The organism is Serpentinimonas barnesii (genome assembly GCF_000696225.1).
Classification (GTDB): Bacteria; Pseudomonadota; Gammaproteobacteria; order Burkholderiales; family Burkholderiaceae_C; genus Serpentinimonas; species Serpentinimonas barnesii.
On sequence record NZ_BAWN01000055.1, the window covers coordinates 1 to 15,689 of the forward strand.

The window sequence follows — 15,689 nt, forward strand, 5'->3', positions numbered from 1 at the left end:
CCCAAGGCGGCGGGCGCCCCCTCGGGGGGCAGCGCAGCCGCGTCAGCGGCAAGCGTGGGGGCTCCACCCCACGGCCCTATGGCATTCATGCGGATGCGGTCGCCCAGCAGTGCGCCGCCGCTTTTGCGCCGCGAGGGGTCGATGCTGATCAGCGCCACCCGCAGCGCGTCGCCTTGGTCCAGCCGCAGGCGCCGGATCAGCTCGTCGGTGAGCGAGGACTTGCCCGCCCCGCCGGTGCCAGTGATGCCCAACACCGGCACCTGGCGCCCTGCGGCGGCGGTGTGCAACTGCTGCACCAGATCCGCCGGGGCGGAGCGATTCTCCAGCGCCGTGATGAGCTGCGCCAGCGCGCGCCAGGCGGCGTCGCTGTGGCCCTCGATTGCTGCCAGCGTTTGAGGCGCCTCGGCGCTCAGATCGCGGTCGCAGCGCATCAGCATCTCGCCGATCATGCCCGCCAGGCCCATGCGCTGGCCGTCTTCGGGGCTGTAGATGCGCGCCACGCCGTAGTCCATCAGGGTGCGGATCTCGCTTGGCACGATCACGCCGCCGCCGCCGCCAAACACCTGCACCTGGGCGCCGCCGCGCTGGCGCAGCAGATCGACCATGTACTGAAAATACTCCACGTGCCCGCCCTGGTAGGAGCTGATGGCGATGCCCTGCACATCCTCTTGCAAGGCGGCCGTGACCACCTCATCGACCGAGCGGTTGTGCCCCAAGTGGATGACCTCGGCCCCCATGCTTTGCAGCAGCCGGCGCATGATGTGGATGGCGGCGTCGTGGCCGTCGAACAGGCTGGCGGCGGTGACGAAGCGCACCTTGTGGCGCGGGCGGTAGTCGGCCAAGGCCTTGAAGTCGGCGTGCAGGTCGGTCATGGTCGGCAGTCTCCGGTGTGGCCGCGCAGACGTGGCGTGGCGGCCTCGATTGTGAAGCCCCACACTTTAATTGACGTTTACGTTAACGTCAATGAGGATCGACCCGGTATGCGGCCCGCGACGGCAAAACAAAAAACCCACGCAAGACGGGACTTGGGTGGGTTGCAAGCGCTGGCGGAGAGAGACCTCAGCGAAAAGCCGGCGATGCCCTTCTGCGGCTGTCGCAGCGCGGTTTCGAGCGAGGCCCCGCGCGGGGCGGCAGGTGTGGCTTGCATGGTTGCTCTGGATTGTGCCGCAGGTGCGCAACTGAGCCGTGGGGCGGATTGCGGGGGTTGTGCAGGCTGCCTTGCAGCGCGCGTGTCTTGCGGCGTGTGGCGTTACGCGCTACAATGCGCAGATGATCCGAAGCTTCAGGCACAAAGGCATCGAGCGCTTCTTCCGGTCTGGTTCACGCGCCGGGATCCAAGCGGCACACGCTGCGCGCTTGGCGCGGCAACTGTCTGCGCTGGATGCTGCCACGCGGCCCGAAGACATGAACCGCCCCGGCTGGGACTGGCACCCCCTCAAGGGCAGCCTGTCCGGGCACTGGTCGGTCAGCGTGAATGGAAACTGGCGCCTGACATTTGGGTTTGAAAACGGCGATGCAATCCTATTGGATTACCAAGATTACCACTGAGGCGACGATGAGTTACATGTTCAACCCTCCCCACCCTGGCCTCACCCTGAGAGACGACATCCTGCCTGCCTTGAATCTGCAGGTCGGCGCAGCAGCTGCCCAGTTGGGTGTTGACCGGACCACTTTGTCCAAGGTGCTCAACGGGCGGGCTGCAATCAGCCCTGCGATGGCCTTGCGCATTGAGCGTTGGCTGGGTCGCGACCACGGCGGTGCTGCTGAGGTGTGGCTGGCGCAGCAGGCGGCGTACGATCTTTGGCAGGCGCGGGCGGCCGCCGGTGTGAGCAAGGAGCTTTCGAGGGTCAAGGCGCTGAAGCTGCAGCCTGCATGACATCCAAGCGGGTGAATACCCTTGTGGCCATGATCTCAGGCGGAACAGAGCATAAGCCGCAGCACCCAAGCCGGTTCTGGCACGGAGACTGCATTGGAGCGAGGGCTCACATGAACGGCGTTTTGGCGGAGAGAGAGGGATTCGAACCCTCGATACGGTGAAACCGTATACCGGATTTCGAGTCCGGCGCATTCGACCACTCTGCCATCTCTCCGGCTGTCGAACCTCAGATTCTAGCAGGCTCTAAAGCCTGACATGCCTAGCATGCGCGGTGTGAGCCGGGCATCGGGGGGCGTTAACTGGCCGCCCGCAGCGCCTCCAAGGCGGCTTCGGCAGCTTGGGCTGCGGCTGCGGGGTCTGCACGGCCTGCGCTGCCTTCTGGGCTTGTGCCTCCCAGCCGCAGCAGCGGATGCAGATCGGGGCTGGCGGCGTAGCCAGCGGCCTTGAGGCGGGAAATGGCTTGGGCGGCTTCTTGCGGGGTGGCAAAACTTTCGCTTTGCAGCAGCAGGTGGCCGCGCGCGTCGGTGAGCTTGAAGGCAAAGCGCCCGTCGGGCTCGCGGTACTGCTTGAAGCTGGGCAGCGCGGGTTTGTCGGCGGCGCTGGCTGGCGCTGCCCCAGCGCTCCCCGCACCCCTTGCACCTCCAGCAACCCCCACTGCACCGGCACCCCCAGCCACCGCCAGCGGCCGCAGCCCCACGGCTTGGCGCAGGCGCTGGGCAAACAGGGTGGCGCTGCGGCGCGCCTTGGCGGCACCGGCTTGCAGTTGCGCCTCCACGGCGTGCGGTTGTGCCATCAGCTCCTGGTAGCGCGCGCGCATTGGGGCGATTTCGCGCTCGATGCGCTCAAACAGCATCTGCTTGGCATCGGCCCAGCCTATGCCCTCGGCGTAGGCGCGCGCCAGGGCGGCGCTTTCATCCGCGCTGGCAAAGGCCTGGTAGAGCTGGAACAGCGCCGAACCCTCGGTTTGCTTGGGCTGGCCGGGGGCGAGCGAGTCGGTGACGATGCCAAAAATCAGCTTTTTCAACTGCTCGGGCGGCGCAAAGAGCGGGATGGTGTTGTCGTAGCTCTTGCTCATCTTGCGCCCGTCTAGGCCGGGCAGGGTGGCCACTTGGGAATCGACCACGGCTTCGGGCAGGGTGAAGTGCGCGCCGTAGTGGTGGTTGAAGCTGGCGGCGATGTCGCGCGCCATTTCGATGTGCTGCACCTGGTCGCGCCCGACCGGCACCTGATTCGCGTTAAAGAGCAGGATGTCGGCCGCCATCAGCACCGGGTACATGAACAGGCCGGCCGTCACGCCCTCGTCGGGGTCGGCGCCGCTGGCGGCGTTTTTGTCCAGCGCCGCCTTGTAGGCGTGGGCGCGGTTGAGCAGCCCTTTGCCGCAGATGCAGGTGAGCAGCCAGGTGAGTTCGGGGATTTCGACGATGTCGGACTGGCGGTAGAAGGTCACGCGCTCGGGGTCGAGGCCGCAGGCCAGCCAGGTGGCGGCCAGTTCCAGCGTGGAGCGCTGGATGCGCGCCGGGTCGTCGGTTTTGATTAGGGCGTGGTAGTCGGCCAGAAAGAAATAGGCATCGACATCGTTGCGCTGGCTGGAGCGCAGCGCAGGCCGAATGGCGCCGACGTAGTTGCCTAGGTGCGGGGTGCCCGTGGTGGTGATGCCGGTGAGTACGCGCATGGTGGAAAAAAGATGGGGTAGGGGGTGGGGGAGGGGGTGAGGCTCAGAGCAGCAGCCAGCGCAGCGGCGTGAGCAGGGTTTGGATGAACTGGTCGGAGAGCGCCATGAGCGGGCGCAGCCAGTAGGTGCCAAGCAGGCCGGTGAACAGCAGCACCAGCACGATGATGAAGCCAAAGGGTTCGATGCGCGCCACGGCTTGCGAGGGCTGCGGCGGCAGCAGCCCAACCAAGATGCGCCCGCCATCCAGCGGTGGCAGCGGCAGCATGTTGAGCACGAACAGCACCAGGTTGACCAGCAGCCCAGCCTGCGCCATTTCTAGGAAAAAGGGCTCGTGCAGGCCCAGCGCCAGCAGCAGGTAGCCAAAAATCACCCACAGCAGCGCCTGCACCACGTTGGAGGCCGGGCCGGCCAGCGCGACCCAGACCATATCGGTCTTGGGCCGGCGCAGCCGCGCCGCGTTCACCGGCACCGGCTTGGCGTAGCCAAACAAAAAGGCCCCGTTGGTGGCAAACAGCAGCAACAGCGGCAGCGCGAGGGTGCCCAGCGGGTCGATGTGCTTGACCGGGTTGAGCGTGATGCGCCCCAGCATCCAGGCGGTGGGGTCGCCAAAGTGGCGCGCCGCGTAGCCGTGCGCGGCTTCGTGGATGGTGATGGCAAACAGCACCGGCAGCGCAAAGACGGCGATGGTTTGCAAGATGGCGGCAATGTCCATGGGCGTATTGTCTCAGCAGCGTTCAGCGCGTGGCTGGAGCGGCGGGTTTCACAGCCCCAGAGCGGCCAGGCTGCCTTGGCCTTGGCGCAGCAGCACGGGTTCATCGCCACTGCCCATGGGGCTGAGGTCGAGCACCGTGGTGGGCTCCATGGCGCAGGCCCCGGCGTCGATCACGGCGGCCAACTGGTGCTCCAGGCGCTGGCGGATTTCGTGCGCGTCGTTCAGGGGCTCGGTGGCGCCGGGCTCGATCAGGGTGGTGGCCAGCAGCGGCGCGCCGTGAAGCTCCAGCAGCCGCTGCAGCGCGTGGTGTGCGGGCACGCGCAGCCCGATGGTCTTGCGCGACGGGTGGCTCAGGCGCCGTGGCACCTCTTTGCTGGCTTCGAGCACGAAGGTGTAAGGGCCGGGGGTGCCGAGTTTGAGCAGGCGAAACTGGGCGTTGTTCACGCGCGCGTAGCTGGACAGCTCGCTCAGGTCGCGGCAGAGCAGGGTGAGCGGGTGTTTGGCATCGACGCCACGGATGCGGCGCAGCCGCTCCACCGCCTCTTTGTCGTCGAGGTGGCAGGCCAGGGCGTAGCTGGAGTCGGTCGGCAGCGCCAGCACGCCGCCTTGTTGCAGCGCCTGCACCGCCTGCTTGAGCAGACGCGGTTGCGGGTTGTCGGGGTGGATCTGGAAAAATTGCGACATCGGAGGAAGGAGTCAATCAATCCACTTTGGGGGTGCGCGCCGTCAGCCAAGCCAGCGTGGCCCCGCACAGCACGATCAGCCCGATGCCAACAAAGGCCCACAGGCCCGGCATGTGCGCAAACAGCAGCCAGCCCAGCAGCAGCGCAAAGCCGACTTGCAAATACATATAGGGGGCCAGGGTAGAGGCCGGTGCGCGCGCGAAGGCCTGAATGAACAGGAAATGCCCCACGGTGCCGCACAGCCCGGCTAGGCACAGCAGCGCCAGCGTGCGCCCGTCGGGGATGGCCTGCCAGACCCAAGGCAGGGCCAGCGTCATGAGCAGCGCGCCGGTCCAGCCGGTGTAGAAGTGCAGCATGAGCGGGTCTTCGCTGCGCGCCATGCGGCTGGTCAGAATCTGGAACACGGCGTAGAGCAGCACCATCAGCAGCGGCACCAGCACAAACCAGCCCAAGGTGTAGCCGGTGGGTTGGATCACCAGCAGCGCACCACAAAAGCCCCCCAGCACCAGCAGCCAGCGCAGGCGGCTCACCACTTCGTGCAGAAAAACAGCGGCCAGCAGCGTCACCACCAGCGGCGTGAGCATGACAAGGGCGGTGAACTCACCCAGAGGCATATAGGTCACGCTGACAAAGCTCAAGATGCTCACCGCCAGCAGCAGCACCCCGCGCAGGGCGTGGCGCAGAGGCTGGCGCGTGGCCAGCGAGCGCCAGCCCCGGGTGGGCAGCACCACGGCGGCCATGACCACGGCCTGGAAGGTGTAGCGAAACCAGACCACCATCAGCACCGAGATGGTGGCGCTGAGCACCTTGACGGTGGCATCGAGCAGCGCAAAGCAGGCCACCGCCAGCACCAGAAAAGCAATGCCCAGCAGCGTTCGGGCGCTGGCCGTGTGCAAGCCAGGCATTAATGCACGCGCTCGCTGAGCAGTTCCCACACCGGCCGCAGGCGGGCGTCGAGGGGGGGCAGGGCGCCGAGGTCGCAGTGGCTCTCGCCGGGGCCGTGAAAGTCGGAGCCGCGCGAGGCCGCCAGACCAAATTCGAGCGCCATCTCGGCATACTGGGCCGCTTCGGCGCTGCTGTGGCTGCCGGTGAGCACTTCTACCGCCTGCCCGCCGTGGGCCTTGAATTCGCTAAACAGGGCGTATTCCTGCGTGGGGCCGTGGTTGTAGCGCGCCGGATGCGCGATCACCGCCACCCCGCCGGCCTCGACGATCCAGCGCACCGCGTCGCGCAGGCTGGCCCAGCGGTGCGGCACGAAGCCGGGTTTGCCGTCGGTGAGGTATTTGCGAAACACCTCTTGCACGTCTTTGCACACACCGGCTTCGACCAGGTAGCGGGCAAAGTGGGCGCGCGAGATCAGTTCCGGGTTGCTCACGTACTTGAGCGCGCCTTCAAAGGCACCGGGTATGCCGACGCGGCGCAACTGCTCGGCCATTTCTTGGGCGCGCTCGCTGCGGCCGCTGCGGGTGCGGTGCAAGCCTTGCAGCAGCGCGGCGTTGCTGTGGTCAAAACCCAGCCCCACGATGTGCACCGTGAGATCGCAAAAGCTGACCGAGATTTCGGTGCCGGTGAGGTAGGGCAGTGCCAGCGCGCGCGCGGCATCGAGGGCGCGTTGCTGGCCGCCCACTTCGTCGTGGTCGGTGAGCGCCCACAACTCAACCCCGTTGGCCTTGGCACGCGCCGCCAGCGCCTCGGGCGTGAGCGTGCCATCGGAGACGGTGGAGTGGCAGTGTAGGTCGGCGTTGAGGATGGGCATGGGGTCAAAGCGCCCCCTCGGGGGGCAGCGAGTGCAGCGAGCGTGGGGGTTCATTCTAGGCCCAAGGCTACACTCGCGCTGTGTCGCTATTCAAATCCGCCTCCGTCGTCTCGTTGTTGACCCTGCTCTCGCGCATCAGCGGCTTGGTGCGCGACCTGCTCATCGCCGCCACCTTTGGCGTGAGCGCCATGACGGACGCCTTCAACGTCGCCTTTCGCATCCCCAATTTGCTGCGGCGCCTGTTTGCCGAAGGGGCCTTTAGCCAGGCTTTCGTGCCGGTGCTGGCCGCCACGCGCCAGCAAGAGGGCGACGAAGCCACCAAAGATTTGATCGACCGCGTGGCCACGGTGCTGGCCTGGGCGCTCACCTTCACCTGCATCGTGGGCGTGCTGGCGGCACCGCTGCTGGTGTGGGGCATGGCCGCCGGGCTGGCGCGCGACCCCTACACCTTCGACGTGACCGTGGCGCTGACGCGCTGGATGTTCCCCTACATCGGCTTCATGTCGCTGGTGGCGCTGGCGGCTGGGGTGCTCAACACCTGGAAGCGCTTTGCCGTTCCCGCCGCCACCCCGGTGCTGCTCAATGTGGGGCTGATCGTGGCTGCGGCCTGGGGCGCGCCGTGGTTCGAGTCCATCGGCATCGAGCCGATTTTTGCCCTGGCGGGTGGGGTGCTGATTGGCGGCGTGCTGCAACTGGCGGTGCAACTGGCGGCGCTCAAGCGGCTCGGGCTGCTGCCGCGTGTGAGCGTGCGCCTCTCGGCGCTGCGCTCGGCCTGGAAGAACCCGGGCACGCAGCGCATCCTCACGCTCATGCTGCCGGCGCTGCTGGGGGTGAGCGTGGCGCAAATCTCGCTGCTCATCAACACCCAGATTGCTTCGCACCTGGCCACCGGCAGCGTGAGCTGGCTCACCTTTGCCGACCGGCTGATGGAGTTCCCGACCGCGCTGCTGGGGGTGGCGCTAGGCGTGGTGCTGCTGCCGCAACTGGCGGCCGCCAGCGCCGCCGCCGACCCGGCGCGCTACAGCCAGATGCTCGACTGGGGTCTGCGCCTGGTGCTGCTGCTGGCCGTGCCCAGTGCGGTGGCGCTGCTGACGATTGCCGAGCCGCTGGTGGCGGTGCTGTTTCACTACGGCGCGTTCACGGCCTTTGATGTGCGCCAGACCGCGCTGGCGCTGATGGGCTATGGCGTGGGGCTGGTGGGGCTGATCGCAATCAAGATTTTGGCCCCGGCTTTCTATGCCAAGCAAGACATCAAAACCCCGGTGCGCATCGCCATCGTGGTGCTGGTGCTGACGCAGGTGTTCAACCTCTTGCTGGTGCCCACCATGGCCCACGCCGGGCTGGCGCTGGCGATAGGGCTCGGGGCCTTGATCAATGCCGGCTGGCTGCTGATTGGGCTGCTGCGCCGCGGCTCCTACCAGCCGCAGCCGGGCTGGCTGGTGTTGACGCTGCAGGTGCTGGCCGCCAGCGCGCTGCTGGCGCTGTTTTTGCTCTGGGCCAGCAGCCAGTTCAACTGGGTGCACGAGGTGGTGATATGGCAGCGCCTGCTGGCCATGCTCGGGCTGCTGGTGGGCGCGGCGCTGGTCTATTTCGGCACCCTGCTGCTGGCCGGGGTGAAGCTGCGGCGGCTGGTGCGGATGTAGGGTTGGGGGGCAGTCCTTGCGGTTTGGGCGCTACCCCACCCGCACCGCCGCCCCGGCACCGCGCGCCGCGATGCGCCCGATTTCATGCACCGTCTCGCCCAGCGCACGCAGGGTGGCGGCCACGGCAGCGGCGGCGGCGGCATCGACCACCAGCGCCATGCCGATGCCGTTGTTGAAGGTGCGGTTCATTTCGAAGTCGTCGATGCCGGCGCTGCGCTGCAACCAGGCAAAGAGCTCGCTTTGTGGCCAACTGCCTTGCACCAGTTCGGCCGCCAGATGATCAGGCAGCACGCGCGGGATGTTTTCCAGCAGGCCGCCGCCGGTGATGTGCGCCAGCGCCTTGATGCCACCGGCCGCACCGCCGCAGGGGTGCTGCGCCAGCGCCTGCAGCACGTTTTTGACGTAGATGCGCGTCGGGGCCATCAGGGCCTGGCGCAGGGGTTGGCCGTCGAGCGTGGTGGGCAGATCGCTGGCAGCGCGCTCCAGGCACTTGCGCACCAGCGAAAAGCCGTTGGAATGCACGCCGCTGGAGGCCAGGCCCAGCACCACGTCGCCGCTGGCCACCGTCTGGCCCGTGAGGATGAGCGATTTTTCCACCGCCCCGACACAAAAACCGGCCAGGTCGTACTCGCCCGGCGGGTACATGCCGGGCATTTCGGCGGTCTCGCCGCCGATCAGGGCGCAGCCGGCCAGCTCGCAGCCGTGTGCGATGCCGCCCACCACCGCGGCGGCGGTGTCCACATCGAGCTTGCCGCAGGCAAAGTAGTCGAGGAAAAACAGCGGCTCGGCACCCTGCACCAGCACGTCGTTGACGCTCATGGCCACCAGGTCGATGCCCACCGTGTCGTGCATCTGCCACTCGAAAGCCAGTTTGAGCTTGGTGCCTACGCCGTCGGTGCCCGAAACCAGCACCGGCTCGCGGTAGCGCTTGGGCACTTCAAACAGCGCGCCAAAGCCGCCGATGCCCGCCAGCACGCCTTCGCGCAGCGTTTTTTTGGCTAGGGGCTTGATGCGCTCGACCAGCGCGTCGCCGGCCTCGATGTCAACGCCAGCGTCTTTGTAGGAAAGGGGGGTCGTGGTCATTTGGTGTGGGCACTATAGAATGGGCCGATTTTACTGGTCCGACTGGCATCCCTTTTCATCGCCGCCCCAGCAACCCGTCACCCCCACATTTTGATGGCCCCACCCATGCTGCTCACCCCCGCGCAATTGCGTGTGCTCGCCTGGATCGGCTTGGCCGTCGTGGCTTGGCTGCTGCTGGGCCTGCTGGCGCCGGTGCTCACGCCCTTCCTGGTGGCGGCGGTGCTGGCCTACGCCCTGCACCCGGCAGTCGAGCGTTTGCACGGGCGCGGCCTGCCACGCTGGGCGGGGGCAGGGTTGGCGCTCACGCTGCTGGTGCTGGTGCTGCTGGCGGTGTTGTTGCTGATCGTGCCCGTCATCACGCACCAGGTGCCGCTGCTGCGCGACCAGATTCCGCTGCTGCTGGAGGGCTTCAATGCCTGGATCGCGCCCTGGGGCGAGCGCCTAGGGGTGAATGCGCAGATCGACGTGGCGATGGTGCGCGAGCTGCTGCAGCGCCTCATCAGCGGGGAGGAAGGGCAGTGGGTCGAGTACGCGCTGTCGTCGCTGCGCATCGGGGGCAGCGCCTTGCTGGCAGCCTTGGGTTTTCTGGTGCTCACCCCGATTGCGGCTTATTACCTATTGCTGGACTGGGATTGGTTGGTCGAACACACCAAGCTGCTGGTGCCACCGCGCTGGCGCGCCCCGACGCAGCGTTTTTTGGACGACACCGACCAGGTGCTGGGGCAGTATCTGCGCGGCCAATTGCTGGTGATGAGCAGCATGGCGGTGTTTTTTACCGCCGGGCTGATGCTGGTCGGGCTCGATCTGGCGCTGCCCATCGGTGTCTTCACCGGGCTGGCGATGTTCGTGCCGTTTCTGGGCTTTGGGGTTGGGATGGTGCTGGCGCTGCTGGCGGCGCTGCTGCAGTTTGGCACCCTGTGGGGGGTGCTGCTGGTGGGGGCCGTCTACATGGTGGGGCAACTGATCGAGAGCCTGTACCTGACGCCGCGCGTGCTGGGTGACCGCATCGGCATGCACCCGATCGCCGTGATTTTTTCCCTGATGGCCTTTGGGCATCTGTTTGGCTTTATGGGGGTGCTGATTGCGCTGCCGGTGAGCGCGGTGCTGGTGGTGGCGCTGCGCCGCTTGCAGGTGCTGTACCAAAGCAGCGCGCTTTTTACCGACGGCATGGAGCCGCTGCCCAATGCCACCGCCGCGCCCGTCAGCGCCTCGTTGCCGCCCGCGCCCGCGCCCGCCGAGCGCACCGCCGGGAACCCACCCGCCTGAGCCGATGCAGCAACTGGTGCTCGACCTTGGGCTGGCCGCGCCGCCCTCGCTGGACAATTTTTTTGCCGACGCCGGGCAACCGGCCTTGGCGCACCTGCGCGCGGTGCTGGCGCAGCCGCAATGCCCCAGCGTGCCCAGCTTGCTCTGGGGTGCGCCCGGCAGCGGCAAAACGCATTTGTTGCAAGCGGTGCGGCTGGCGCTGCAGCAGCAGGGGCTGGCGGTGGGCTGGCTCGATGCCAGCAGCCAAGTCTTGCCCGATTTTGATGAACGCTGGGCCGCCGTGCTGCTCGACGACTGCCAGCACTACGGCAGCGCGCAGCAGGCGCTGGCCTTCAACTGGTGCATCAACGCGCTCAGCCCTGCCGACGGCCGGCCGCGCTGGGTGCTGGCCGCCGCCGACCGGCCCCCGACCGACCTGGCCCTGCGCGCCGACTTGCGCACCCGCCTAGGCTGGGGCCATGTGTTCCAATTGCCGCTTCTGAATGACGCCGAGCGCCGCCGCGTGCTGCGTCAATCGGCAAACGCGCGCGGGCTGTGCCTGCCCGATGAGCTGCTCGACTTCATGCTCAGCCGCTATGCGCGCGAGCTCGGCGGCCTGATGGCGCTGCTGGAGCGGCTCGACGGCTACGCGCTGCGCACCCAGCGCGCGCTCACCGTGCCTTTGCTCAAAGCCATGCTCGAAGAAAGCTGTGAAACCTGAAAAACCGGCCTCCAACCCATTGTCTGCACCCATGAAACTGGCCCTGTTCGACCTCGACCACACCTTGCTGCCGCTGGACTCCGACCACGCCTGGGGCCAGTTCACCACCCGCATCGGCTGGACCGACGCCGAAGCCTTCACGCGCCGCAACGACGAATTTTTTGCCCAGTACCAGGCCGGCGCGCTCGACATCCACGACTACGTGCGCTTTAGCACCGCCGCCGTGCGCGAGCGCGGTGCGCAGGCCGCCGCCGCCGCGCACCAGCGGTTTATGCGCGAAGTGATCGAGCCGCAGCTTCTGCCCGCCGCGCGCGAATTGGTCGAGCGGCACCGGCGCGCCGGCGATCTGCTGCTCATCGTCACCGCCACCAACGAGTTCGTCACGCGCCCAATCGCACGCGCCTTGGGTGTGGATGAGCTGCTGGCGGTGGAACTGGCGCGCGGCCCCGATGGCTGGTACAGTGGCGAGATCGCGGGCACGCCCTCGTTTCGCGAAGGCAAGGTGCAGCGCCTGGAGCAATGGCTGGCGGCGCGAGGCTTGGGCTGGGGTGCGGTGCACACCACGTTTTACTCCGACTCCCTCAACGACCTGCCGCTGCTCGAAAAAGCCGACGTGCCGGTGGCCACCAACCCCTCGCCCGGCCTGCGTGCGCTGGCGCAACAGCGCGGCTGGCGCATTCTCGACCTATTTGAAACTCCTGCATGATCACATCCTTTATCAACCGGCTGCTGGGCAAAGGCCCCAAGGCCAGCGCCTCTCCCTTGGGCAAGCGCGAAGACGTGCCGGTGGCGGTGCATGGCATCGACCCCTCGCTGGTCGATGGGCGCGCGCTCGACGTGCTGCACAGCCTCAAGCGCGCCGGCCACGAGGCCTACATCGTGGGTGGGGCGGTGCGCGATTTGCTGCTCGGGCTGCGCCCGAAGGACTTTGACGTCGCCACCAGCGCCACACCGGAGCAGGTGAAAGCGCTGTTTCGGCGCGCCTTCATCATCGGGCGGCGCTTTCGCATCGTGCACGTGGTGTTTGGGCGCGGGCGCGAGCACGAGGTGATCGAAGTCTCGACCCTGCGCGCCTACCTCGACAGCGCCGACGCCGAGCAAGTGAGCGGCAACGAGCGCAGCCACCGGGTGGCGCTGGCCGGGGTCGGGCACGCCGTCGATGCCAGCGGCCGGGTGCTGCGCGACAACGTCTGGGGCACGCTGGAGCAGGACGCGGCGCGGCGCGACTTCAGCGTCAACGCGCTCTACTACGACCCCGAGAGCGAGGTGGTGGTCGATTTCCACCACGGCATCCGCGACGCCAAAAAGCGCGTGCTGCGCCTGATCGGCGACCCGGCCACGCGCTACCGCGAAGACCCGGTGCGCATCATCCGCGCGGTGCGTTTTGCGGCCAAATTGAGTGGGCTGGGTTTTCACTTCGACAGCAAAACCCGCGCCCCGCTGCTGGCCAGCCTGCCGCTGCTGGCCGAGGTGCCACCCAGCCGTTTGTTTGACGAAATGCTCAAGCTGCTGCAAACCGGCCATGCCTTGGCCAGCATCGAGCAGCTCCAGACGCTCGGGCTGGCGCAAGGCATCTACCCCTTGCTCGATGTGGTGGTGCAGCGCGCCCACGACCCCTTCGTGCGCGCCGCGCTGCAAGACACCGACCGCCGCGTGGCCGAAGAAAAATCGGTGGTGCCGAGCTTTTTGCTCGCTTGCGTACTCTGGAGCGATGTGCGCGCCGGCTGGGAGCGGCGCCAGCAAGCCGGGGGCGGCGCCTTTGCGGCCCTGCAAGAGGCGGTGGATGAGGCCTTCGATGCGCGCATCGGCGATGTGTCGGGGCGCGGCAAGCTGGCAGCCGATATGCGCGAAATCTGGCTGATGCAGCCGCGCTTTGAAAAGCGCACTGGCCAAACCCCGTTTACCCTGGTCGAGCAGCCGCGTTTTCGCGCTGGCTTCGACTTTTTGCGCCTGCGCGCCCAGGTGGGCGAGCTCGACGAGGAGCTGTCGCACTGGTGGGAGACCTTTAGCCTAGCCAACGAGGCGGTGCGCAGCGACATGCTTGAAGCCGTGCGGCTGGAGCAGCAGCGCAAGCGCCCGGCAGGCAAGGGCGGGGCGCGCGGTGCAGGGCGCGCTGGGCGGGCGGAGCCGGGCCAGCAGGGCAAGGCCCGCTCGGGCCCGGCAGGCGCGCAGCATGAGGGGCACGGAGACGGGCTTGGTGAGGTTCGCAACGAGGGCCAGAATGAAGCCCGCGACGTGCGTTTCGAGCGCGGCGACGATGCCGATTCTGAGCGATCGGAGCACGGCGCCGACGAGGCCGCACCCGCCGCCAAAAAACGCCGCCGCCGCCGCAAACCGGCCAGCCAGCGCGAGGGGGGCGGTGCCAGCGATGCGGGCCAGCCTGGCAGTCCGGGCCGCAGCACCCCGCAGGCCGACTAAAGCCGCGTGGGTCGCTGTGCCGTGCCGCTGAGTGCCGTGCCGCCGCGCCCGCCGGTGCAGGCTTGGGTGGCTCTGGGGGCCAACTTGGGCGACGCCTGCGCCAGTGTGCGCGCCGCCATCGAGGCGCTGGGCCACTTGCCGCAAACCCAGTTGTTGCGCGCCTCCAGCCTGTACCGCAGCGCGCCGTGGCAGGCCGAAGGGGCCGATTTCATCAACGCCGTGGCGCAGGTGCAAACGGGCTTGAACGCCCCCGAGCTGCTGCGCGCCCTGCAAGCGCTGGAGCAGGCCGCCGGGCGTGAGCGCCCTTGGCGCAACGCGCCGCGCACGCTGGACCTCGATTTGCTCGAATACGGCTCGGCGCGCATCGAATCCGAATCGCTTACGCTGCCGCACCCGCGCTTGCACGAGCGCGCCTTCGTGCTGCTGCCGCTGGCCGAAATTGCGCCCGAGCGCGTCAGCGCCGCCGCACTGGCGCGGGTGGCGGGGCAGCGCATCGAAAAACTGGCTTAGCTCAGGGGTAAAGCCGCTCGCGCACCCAGGCACTGCCTTCGAGCCGGTAGCGCAGCCGGTCGTGCAGGCGGCTGGGGCGGCCTTGCCAGAACTCCCAGCGGTCGGGCCGCAGCCGGTAGCCGCCCCAGTGCGGCGGGCGCGGCGGCTGCAGCACAAACTGGGCTCCAAACTTGAGCGCCTGCGCCACCAACGCGGCGCGGCTAGAGAGCACGCGGCTCTGGGCGCTGGCCCAAGCCCCGATGCGGTGTTCCAGCGGGCGGCTCTGAAAATAAGCGTCGCTTTCGGCTTCGCTCACGCGCTCCACTTGCCCCTCGATGCGCACCACGCGTTCCAGTTCGACCCAGTGGAATTGCAGCGCTGCCCACGGGTTGCCAGCCAGCTCTTGGCCCTTGCGGCTTTCGTAGTTGGTGAACCAGACCAAGCCCTCGGCGTCGTAGCTCTTGATCAGCACCACGCGCGTGCTCGGGCGCAAGTCGCTGCCCACGCTGGCCAGCGTCATGGCGTTGGGCTCGGGCAGTTCGCTTTTAAGGGCTTCTTCGAACCAGCGGCCGAATTGTTGCAGCGGATCGGGGTGCGAGTCGTTCTCGCTCAGGGCGGCGCGTTCGTAGCTTTTGCGCAGGTCGGCGATGTTCATGGGGCGCAAGTATGGCACGCTGGTTGGGGTCTTAAGTGGCGCGTCAAAGCGCCTGCCGCCGTACACTTGCGCCAATCAGGATGAGCAATGAGCGCCCGAGGCTACAAGACGATCTACTTCGCCAACGCACTGCTTTCGTTGGCCGACGGTTTGTACTATCCGTTTCTCATTGCCTTCTTGTACGAGATGGACGGCATCGTGGCTGCGGGGGTGGGGCTGGGCATCATCGCCATCATGGACTCGGTGGGCACGTACTTCGTGGGCGGCTGGGTGGATCGCTACGGGCGCAAGCCCTTTCTGGTGGCGAGCGCGTGCCTGAGCGTGAGCGTCTACTTGGCTTATCCCCTCATCTCGTACTTGGAGCAGCCGTGGGTATATGGCGTGCTGCTGCTGGTGCTGGTGCTGGATGGATTGACCGATGGTTCCTGGGACACCATCGAAGCCGTTTACTTGGGCGACGTGACTCGCAAAGCCACCAGAGGCCGTGGCATGGGAAATTACTGGGGGGCAGGAGGCATCATCTTTGGTGTGGCCATGATTGCGGCCGGCTTGGTGGGCATTCAGGTGAGCTTTATGACGGTGGCTTTGGTGGTGGCGGCCATCTACTTTTTGGGTATATTGGTGCTGCTGCGTCTCGAAGAGAGTCTCCAAGTTTGAAGCCCGCCGAGCCTGCCTAGATGTCACATCCCGGACGATCATAAGGCGCCCGATGAAAGAGATGAGGATGCGAAGCGTA

Annotated in this window: 17 protein-coding genes and 1 tRNA gene; 9 read left to right on the plus strand and 9 right to left on the minus strand. The window is 67.2% G+C overall.

Going from position 1 to position 15,689, the window contains the following annotated elements; all coding sequences use genetic code 11:
* The coding region (locus SRAH_RS11415; RefSeq protein ID WP_029463467.1) for a cobalamin-dependent protein at nucleotides 1–872 on the minus strand (872 nt) is incomplete at its 3' end.
* 397 nt (nucleotides 873–1,269) lie between these two features.
* Between SRAH_RS11415 and SRAH_RS12205 the strand changes: the two genes are divergently transcribed.
* Both SRAH_RS12205 and SRAH_RS11420 read left to right on the plus strand, forming a co-directional pair.
* Nucleotides 1,270–1,548, plus strand: coding sequence for a type II toxin-antitoxin system RelE/ParE family toxin (locus SRAH_RS12205; RefSeq protein ID WP_076607036.1), 279 nt, complete (start codon nucleotides 1,270–1,272; stop codon nucleotides 1,546–1,548).
* 7 nt (nucleotides 1,549–1,555) lie between these two features.
* On the plus strand, nucleotides 1,556–1,876 hold the full coding sequence (locus SRAH_RS11420) for a HigA family addiction module antitoxin (RefSeq protein ID WP_029463468.1): 321 nt from the start codon (nucleotides 1,556–1,558) through the stop codon (nucleotides 1,874–1,876).
* 123 nt (nucleotides 1,877–1,999) lie between these two features.
* Here the strand turns inward: SRAH_RS11420 and SRAH_RS11425 are convergent.
* From SRAH_RS11425 to SRAH_RS11450, 6 genes are all read right to left on the minus strand, one after another.
* Nucleotides 2,000–2,090: transfer RNA gene (locus SRAH_RS11425), tRNA-Ser, on the minus strand.
* Nucleotides 2,091–2,171: 81 nt separating this feature from the next.
* On the minus strand, nucleotides 2,172–3,548 hold the full coding sequence (locus SRAH_RS11430) for a tryptophan--tRNA ligase (RefSeq protein ID WP_029463469.1): 1,377 nt from the start codon (nucleotides 3,546–3,548) through the stop codon (nucleotides 2,172–2,174).
* A gap of 43 nt (nucleotides 3,549–3,591) precedes the next feature.
* Nucleotides 3,592–4,260 carry a site-2 protease family protein gene (locus SRAH_RS11435; RefSeq protein ID WP_029463470.1) on the minus strand — a complete coding sequence of 223 codons (669 nt, stop codon included), beginning with the start codon at nucleotides 4,258–4,260 and terminating at the stop codon, nucleotides 3,592–3,594.
* Between the two features lie 48 nt (nucleotides 4,261–4,308).
* Nucleotides 4,309–4,944, minus strand: coding sequence for an L-threonylcarbamoyladenylate synthase (locus tag SRAH_RS11440; protein ID WP_029463471.1), 636 nt, complete (start codon nucleotides 4,942–4,944; stop codon nucleotides 4,309–4,311).
* Nucleotides 4,945–4,960: 16 nt separating this feature from the next.
* Complete coding sequence (locus tag SRAH_RS11445; RefSeq protein ID WP_029463472.1) at nucleotides 4,961–5,848, minus strand: DMT family transporter; 888 nt, start codon at nucleotides 5,846–5,848, stop codon at nucleotides 4,961–4,963.
* A complete protein-coding gene (locus SRAH_RS11450) occupies nucleotides 5,848–6,699 on the minus strand; it encodes a 3',5'-nucleoside bisphosphate phosphatase (RefSeq protein WP_029463473.1) in 852 nt (283 codons plus the stop codon). Before SRAH_RS11450 ends, SRAH_RS11445 begins: the two co-directional genes overlap by 1 nt.
* An 80-nt stretch (nucleotides 6,700–6,779) precedes the next feature.
* Between SRAH_RS11450 and murJ the strand changes: the two genes are divergently transcribed.
* Nucleotides 6,780–8,342: a murein biosynthesis integral membrane protein MurJ gene (gene murJ, locus SRAH_RS11455; RefSeq protein WP_029463474.1), complete on the plus strand. Its 1,563-nt coding sequence runs from the start codon at nucleotides 6,780–6,782 to the stop codon at nucleotides 8,340–8,342.
* A 30-nt stretch (nucleotides 8,343–8,372) separates the two neighbouring features.
* On the opposite strand, the gene purM is transcribed toward murJ, so the two are convergent.
* The gene (gene purM, locus SRAH_RS11460) at nucleotides 8,373–9,425 is read right to left on the minus strand and encodes a phosphoribosylformylglycinamidine cyclo-ligase (RefSeq protein ID WP_029463475.1); all 1,053 of its coding nucleotides are present in this window, start codon (nucleotides 9,423–9,425) and stop codon (nucleotides 8,373–8,375) included.
* 105 nt (nucleotides 9,426–9,530) lie between these two features.
* On the opposite strand from purM, the gene SRAH_RS11465 reads away from it, so the two are divergent.
* The 5 genes from SRAH_RS11465 to folK are packed head-to-tail and all read left to right on the plus strand — an operon-like array spanning nucleotide 9,531 to nucleotide 14,319.
* Nucleotides 9,531–10,691 (plus strand): AI-2E family transporter, encoded by a 1,161-nt coding sequence (locus SRAH_RS11465; RefSeq protein ID WP_076607037.1) that lies wholly within the window; start codon nucleotides 9,531–9,533, stop codon nucleotides 10,689–10,691.
* A 4-nt stretch (nucleotides 10,692–10,695) separates the two neighbouring features.
* Nucleotides 10,696–11,391 carry a DnaA regulatory inactivator Hda gene (gene hda, locus SRAH_RS11470; protein ID WP_029463477.1) on the plus strand — a complete coding sequence of 232 codons (696 nt, stop codon included), beginning with the start codon at nucleotides 10,696–10,698 and terminating at the stop codon, nucleotides 11,389–11,391.
* Between the two features lie 31 nt (nucleotides 11,392–11,422).
* Nucleotides 11,423–12,097, plus strand: a complete 675-nt coding sequence (locus SRAH_RS11475) for a histidinol-phosphatase (RefSeq protein WP_029463478.1) — start codon at nucleotides 11,423–11,425, stop codon at nucleotides 12,095–12,097.
* On the plus strand, nucleotides 12,094–13,809 hold the full coding sequence (gene pcnB / locus SRAH_RS11480; protein WP_045477414.1) for a polynucleotide adenylyltransferase PcnB: 1,716 nt from the start codon (nucleotides 12,094–12,096) through the stop codon (nucleotides 13,807–13,809). The genes SRAH_RS11475 and pcnB overlap by 4 nt, the downstream gene beginning before the upstream one ends.
* 6 nt (nucleotides 13,810–13,815) lie before the next feature.
* Nucleotides 13,816–14,319, plus strand: a complete 504-nt coding sequence (folK, locus tag SRAH_RS11485; RefSeq protein WP_232841049.1) for a 2-amino-4-hydroxy-6-hydroxymethyldihydropteridine diphosphokinase — start codon at nucleotides 13,816–13,818, stop codon at nucleotides 14,317–14,319.
* 1 nt (nucleotide 14,320) lies between these two features.
* Here folK and pdxH read toward each other — a convergent pair whose 3' ends face one another.
* Nucleotides 14,321–14,953: a pyridoxamine 5'-phosphate oxidase gene (gene pdxH, locus SRAH_RS11490; protein ID WP_029463481.1), complete on the minus strand. Its 633-nt coding sequence runs from the start codon at nucleotides 14,951–14,953 to the stop codon at nucleotides 14,321–14,323.
* An 87-nt stretch (nucleotides 14,954–15,040) separates the two neighbouring features.
* On the opposite strand from pdxH, the gene SRAH_RS11495 reads away from it, so the two are divergent.
* The gene (locus SRAH_RS11495; RefSeq protein WP_029463482.1) at nucleotides 15,041–15,610 is read left to right on the plus strand and encodes an MFS transporter; all 570 of its coding nucleotides are present in this window, start codon (nucleotides 15,041–15,043) and stop codon (nucleotides 15,608–15,610) included.
* Nucleotides 15,611–15,689: the final 79 nt, after the last annotated feature.

Bases quoted from the DNA above. Each gene is read 5' to 3' on its own strand.
- SRAH_RS11475 (WP_029463478.1), top strand. From the start codon at position 11,423: ATGAAACTGGCCCTGTTCGACCTCGACCACACCTTGCTGCCGCTGGAC.
- SRAH_RS11465 (WP_076607037.1), top strand. From the start codon at position 9,531: ATGCTGCTCACCCCCGCGCAATTGCGTGTGCTCGCCTGGATCGGCTTG.
- pdxH (WP_029463481.1), bottom strand. From the start codon at position 14,953: ATGAACATCGCCGACCTGCGCAAAAGCTACGAACGCGCCGCCCTGAGC.
- SRAH_RS11450 (WP_029463473.1), bottom strand. From the start codon at position 6,699: ATGCCCATCCTCAACGCCGACCTACACTGCCACTCCACCGTCTCCGAT.
- SRAH_RS12205 (WP_076607036.1), top strand. From the start codon at position 1,270: ATGATCCGAAGCTTCAGGCACAAAGGCATCGAGCGCTTCTTCCGGTCT.
- SRAH_RS11495 (WP_029463482.1), top strand. From the start codon at position 15,041: ATGAGCGCCCGAGGCTACAAGACGATCTACTTCGCCAACGCACTGCTT.
- pcnB (WP_045477414.1), top strand. From the start codon at position 12,094: ATGATCACATCCTTTATCAACCGGCTGCTGGGCAAAGGCCCCAAGGCC.
- hda (WP_029463477.1), top strand. From the start codon at position 10,696: ATGCAGCAACTGGTGCTCGACCTTGGGCTGGCCGCGCCGCCCTCGCTG.
- SRAH_RS11440 (WP_029463471.1), bottom strand. From the start codon at position 4,944: ATGTCGCAATTTTTCCAGATCCACCCCGACAACCCGCAACCGCGTCTG.
- SRAH_RS11435 (WP_029463470.1), bottom strand. From the start codon at position 4,260: ATGGACATTGCCGCCATCTTGCAAACCATCGCCGTCTTTGCGCTGCCG.
- purM (WP_029463475.1), bottom strand. From the start codon at position 9,425: ATGACCACGACCCCCCTTTCCTACAAAGACGCTGGCGTTGACATCGAG.
- SRAH_RS11445 (WP_029463472.1), bottom strand. From the start codon at position 5,848: ATGCCTGGCTTGCACACGGCCAGCGCCCGAACGCTGCTGGGCATTGCT.
- SRAH_RS11420 (WP_029463468.1), top strand. From the start codon at position 1,556: ATGAGTTACATGTTCAACCCTCCCCACCCTGGCCTCACCCTGAGAGAC.
- SRAH_RS11430 (WP_029463469.1), bottom strand. From the start codon at position 3,548: ATGCGCGTACTCACCGGCATCACCACCACGGGCACCCCGCACCTAGGC.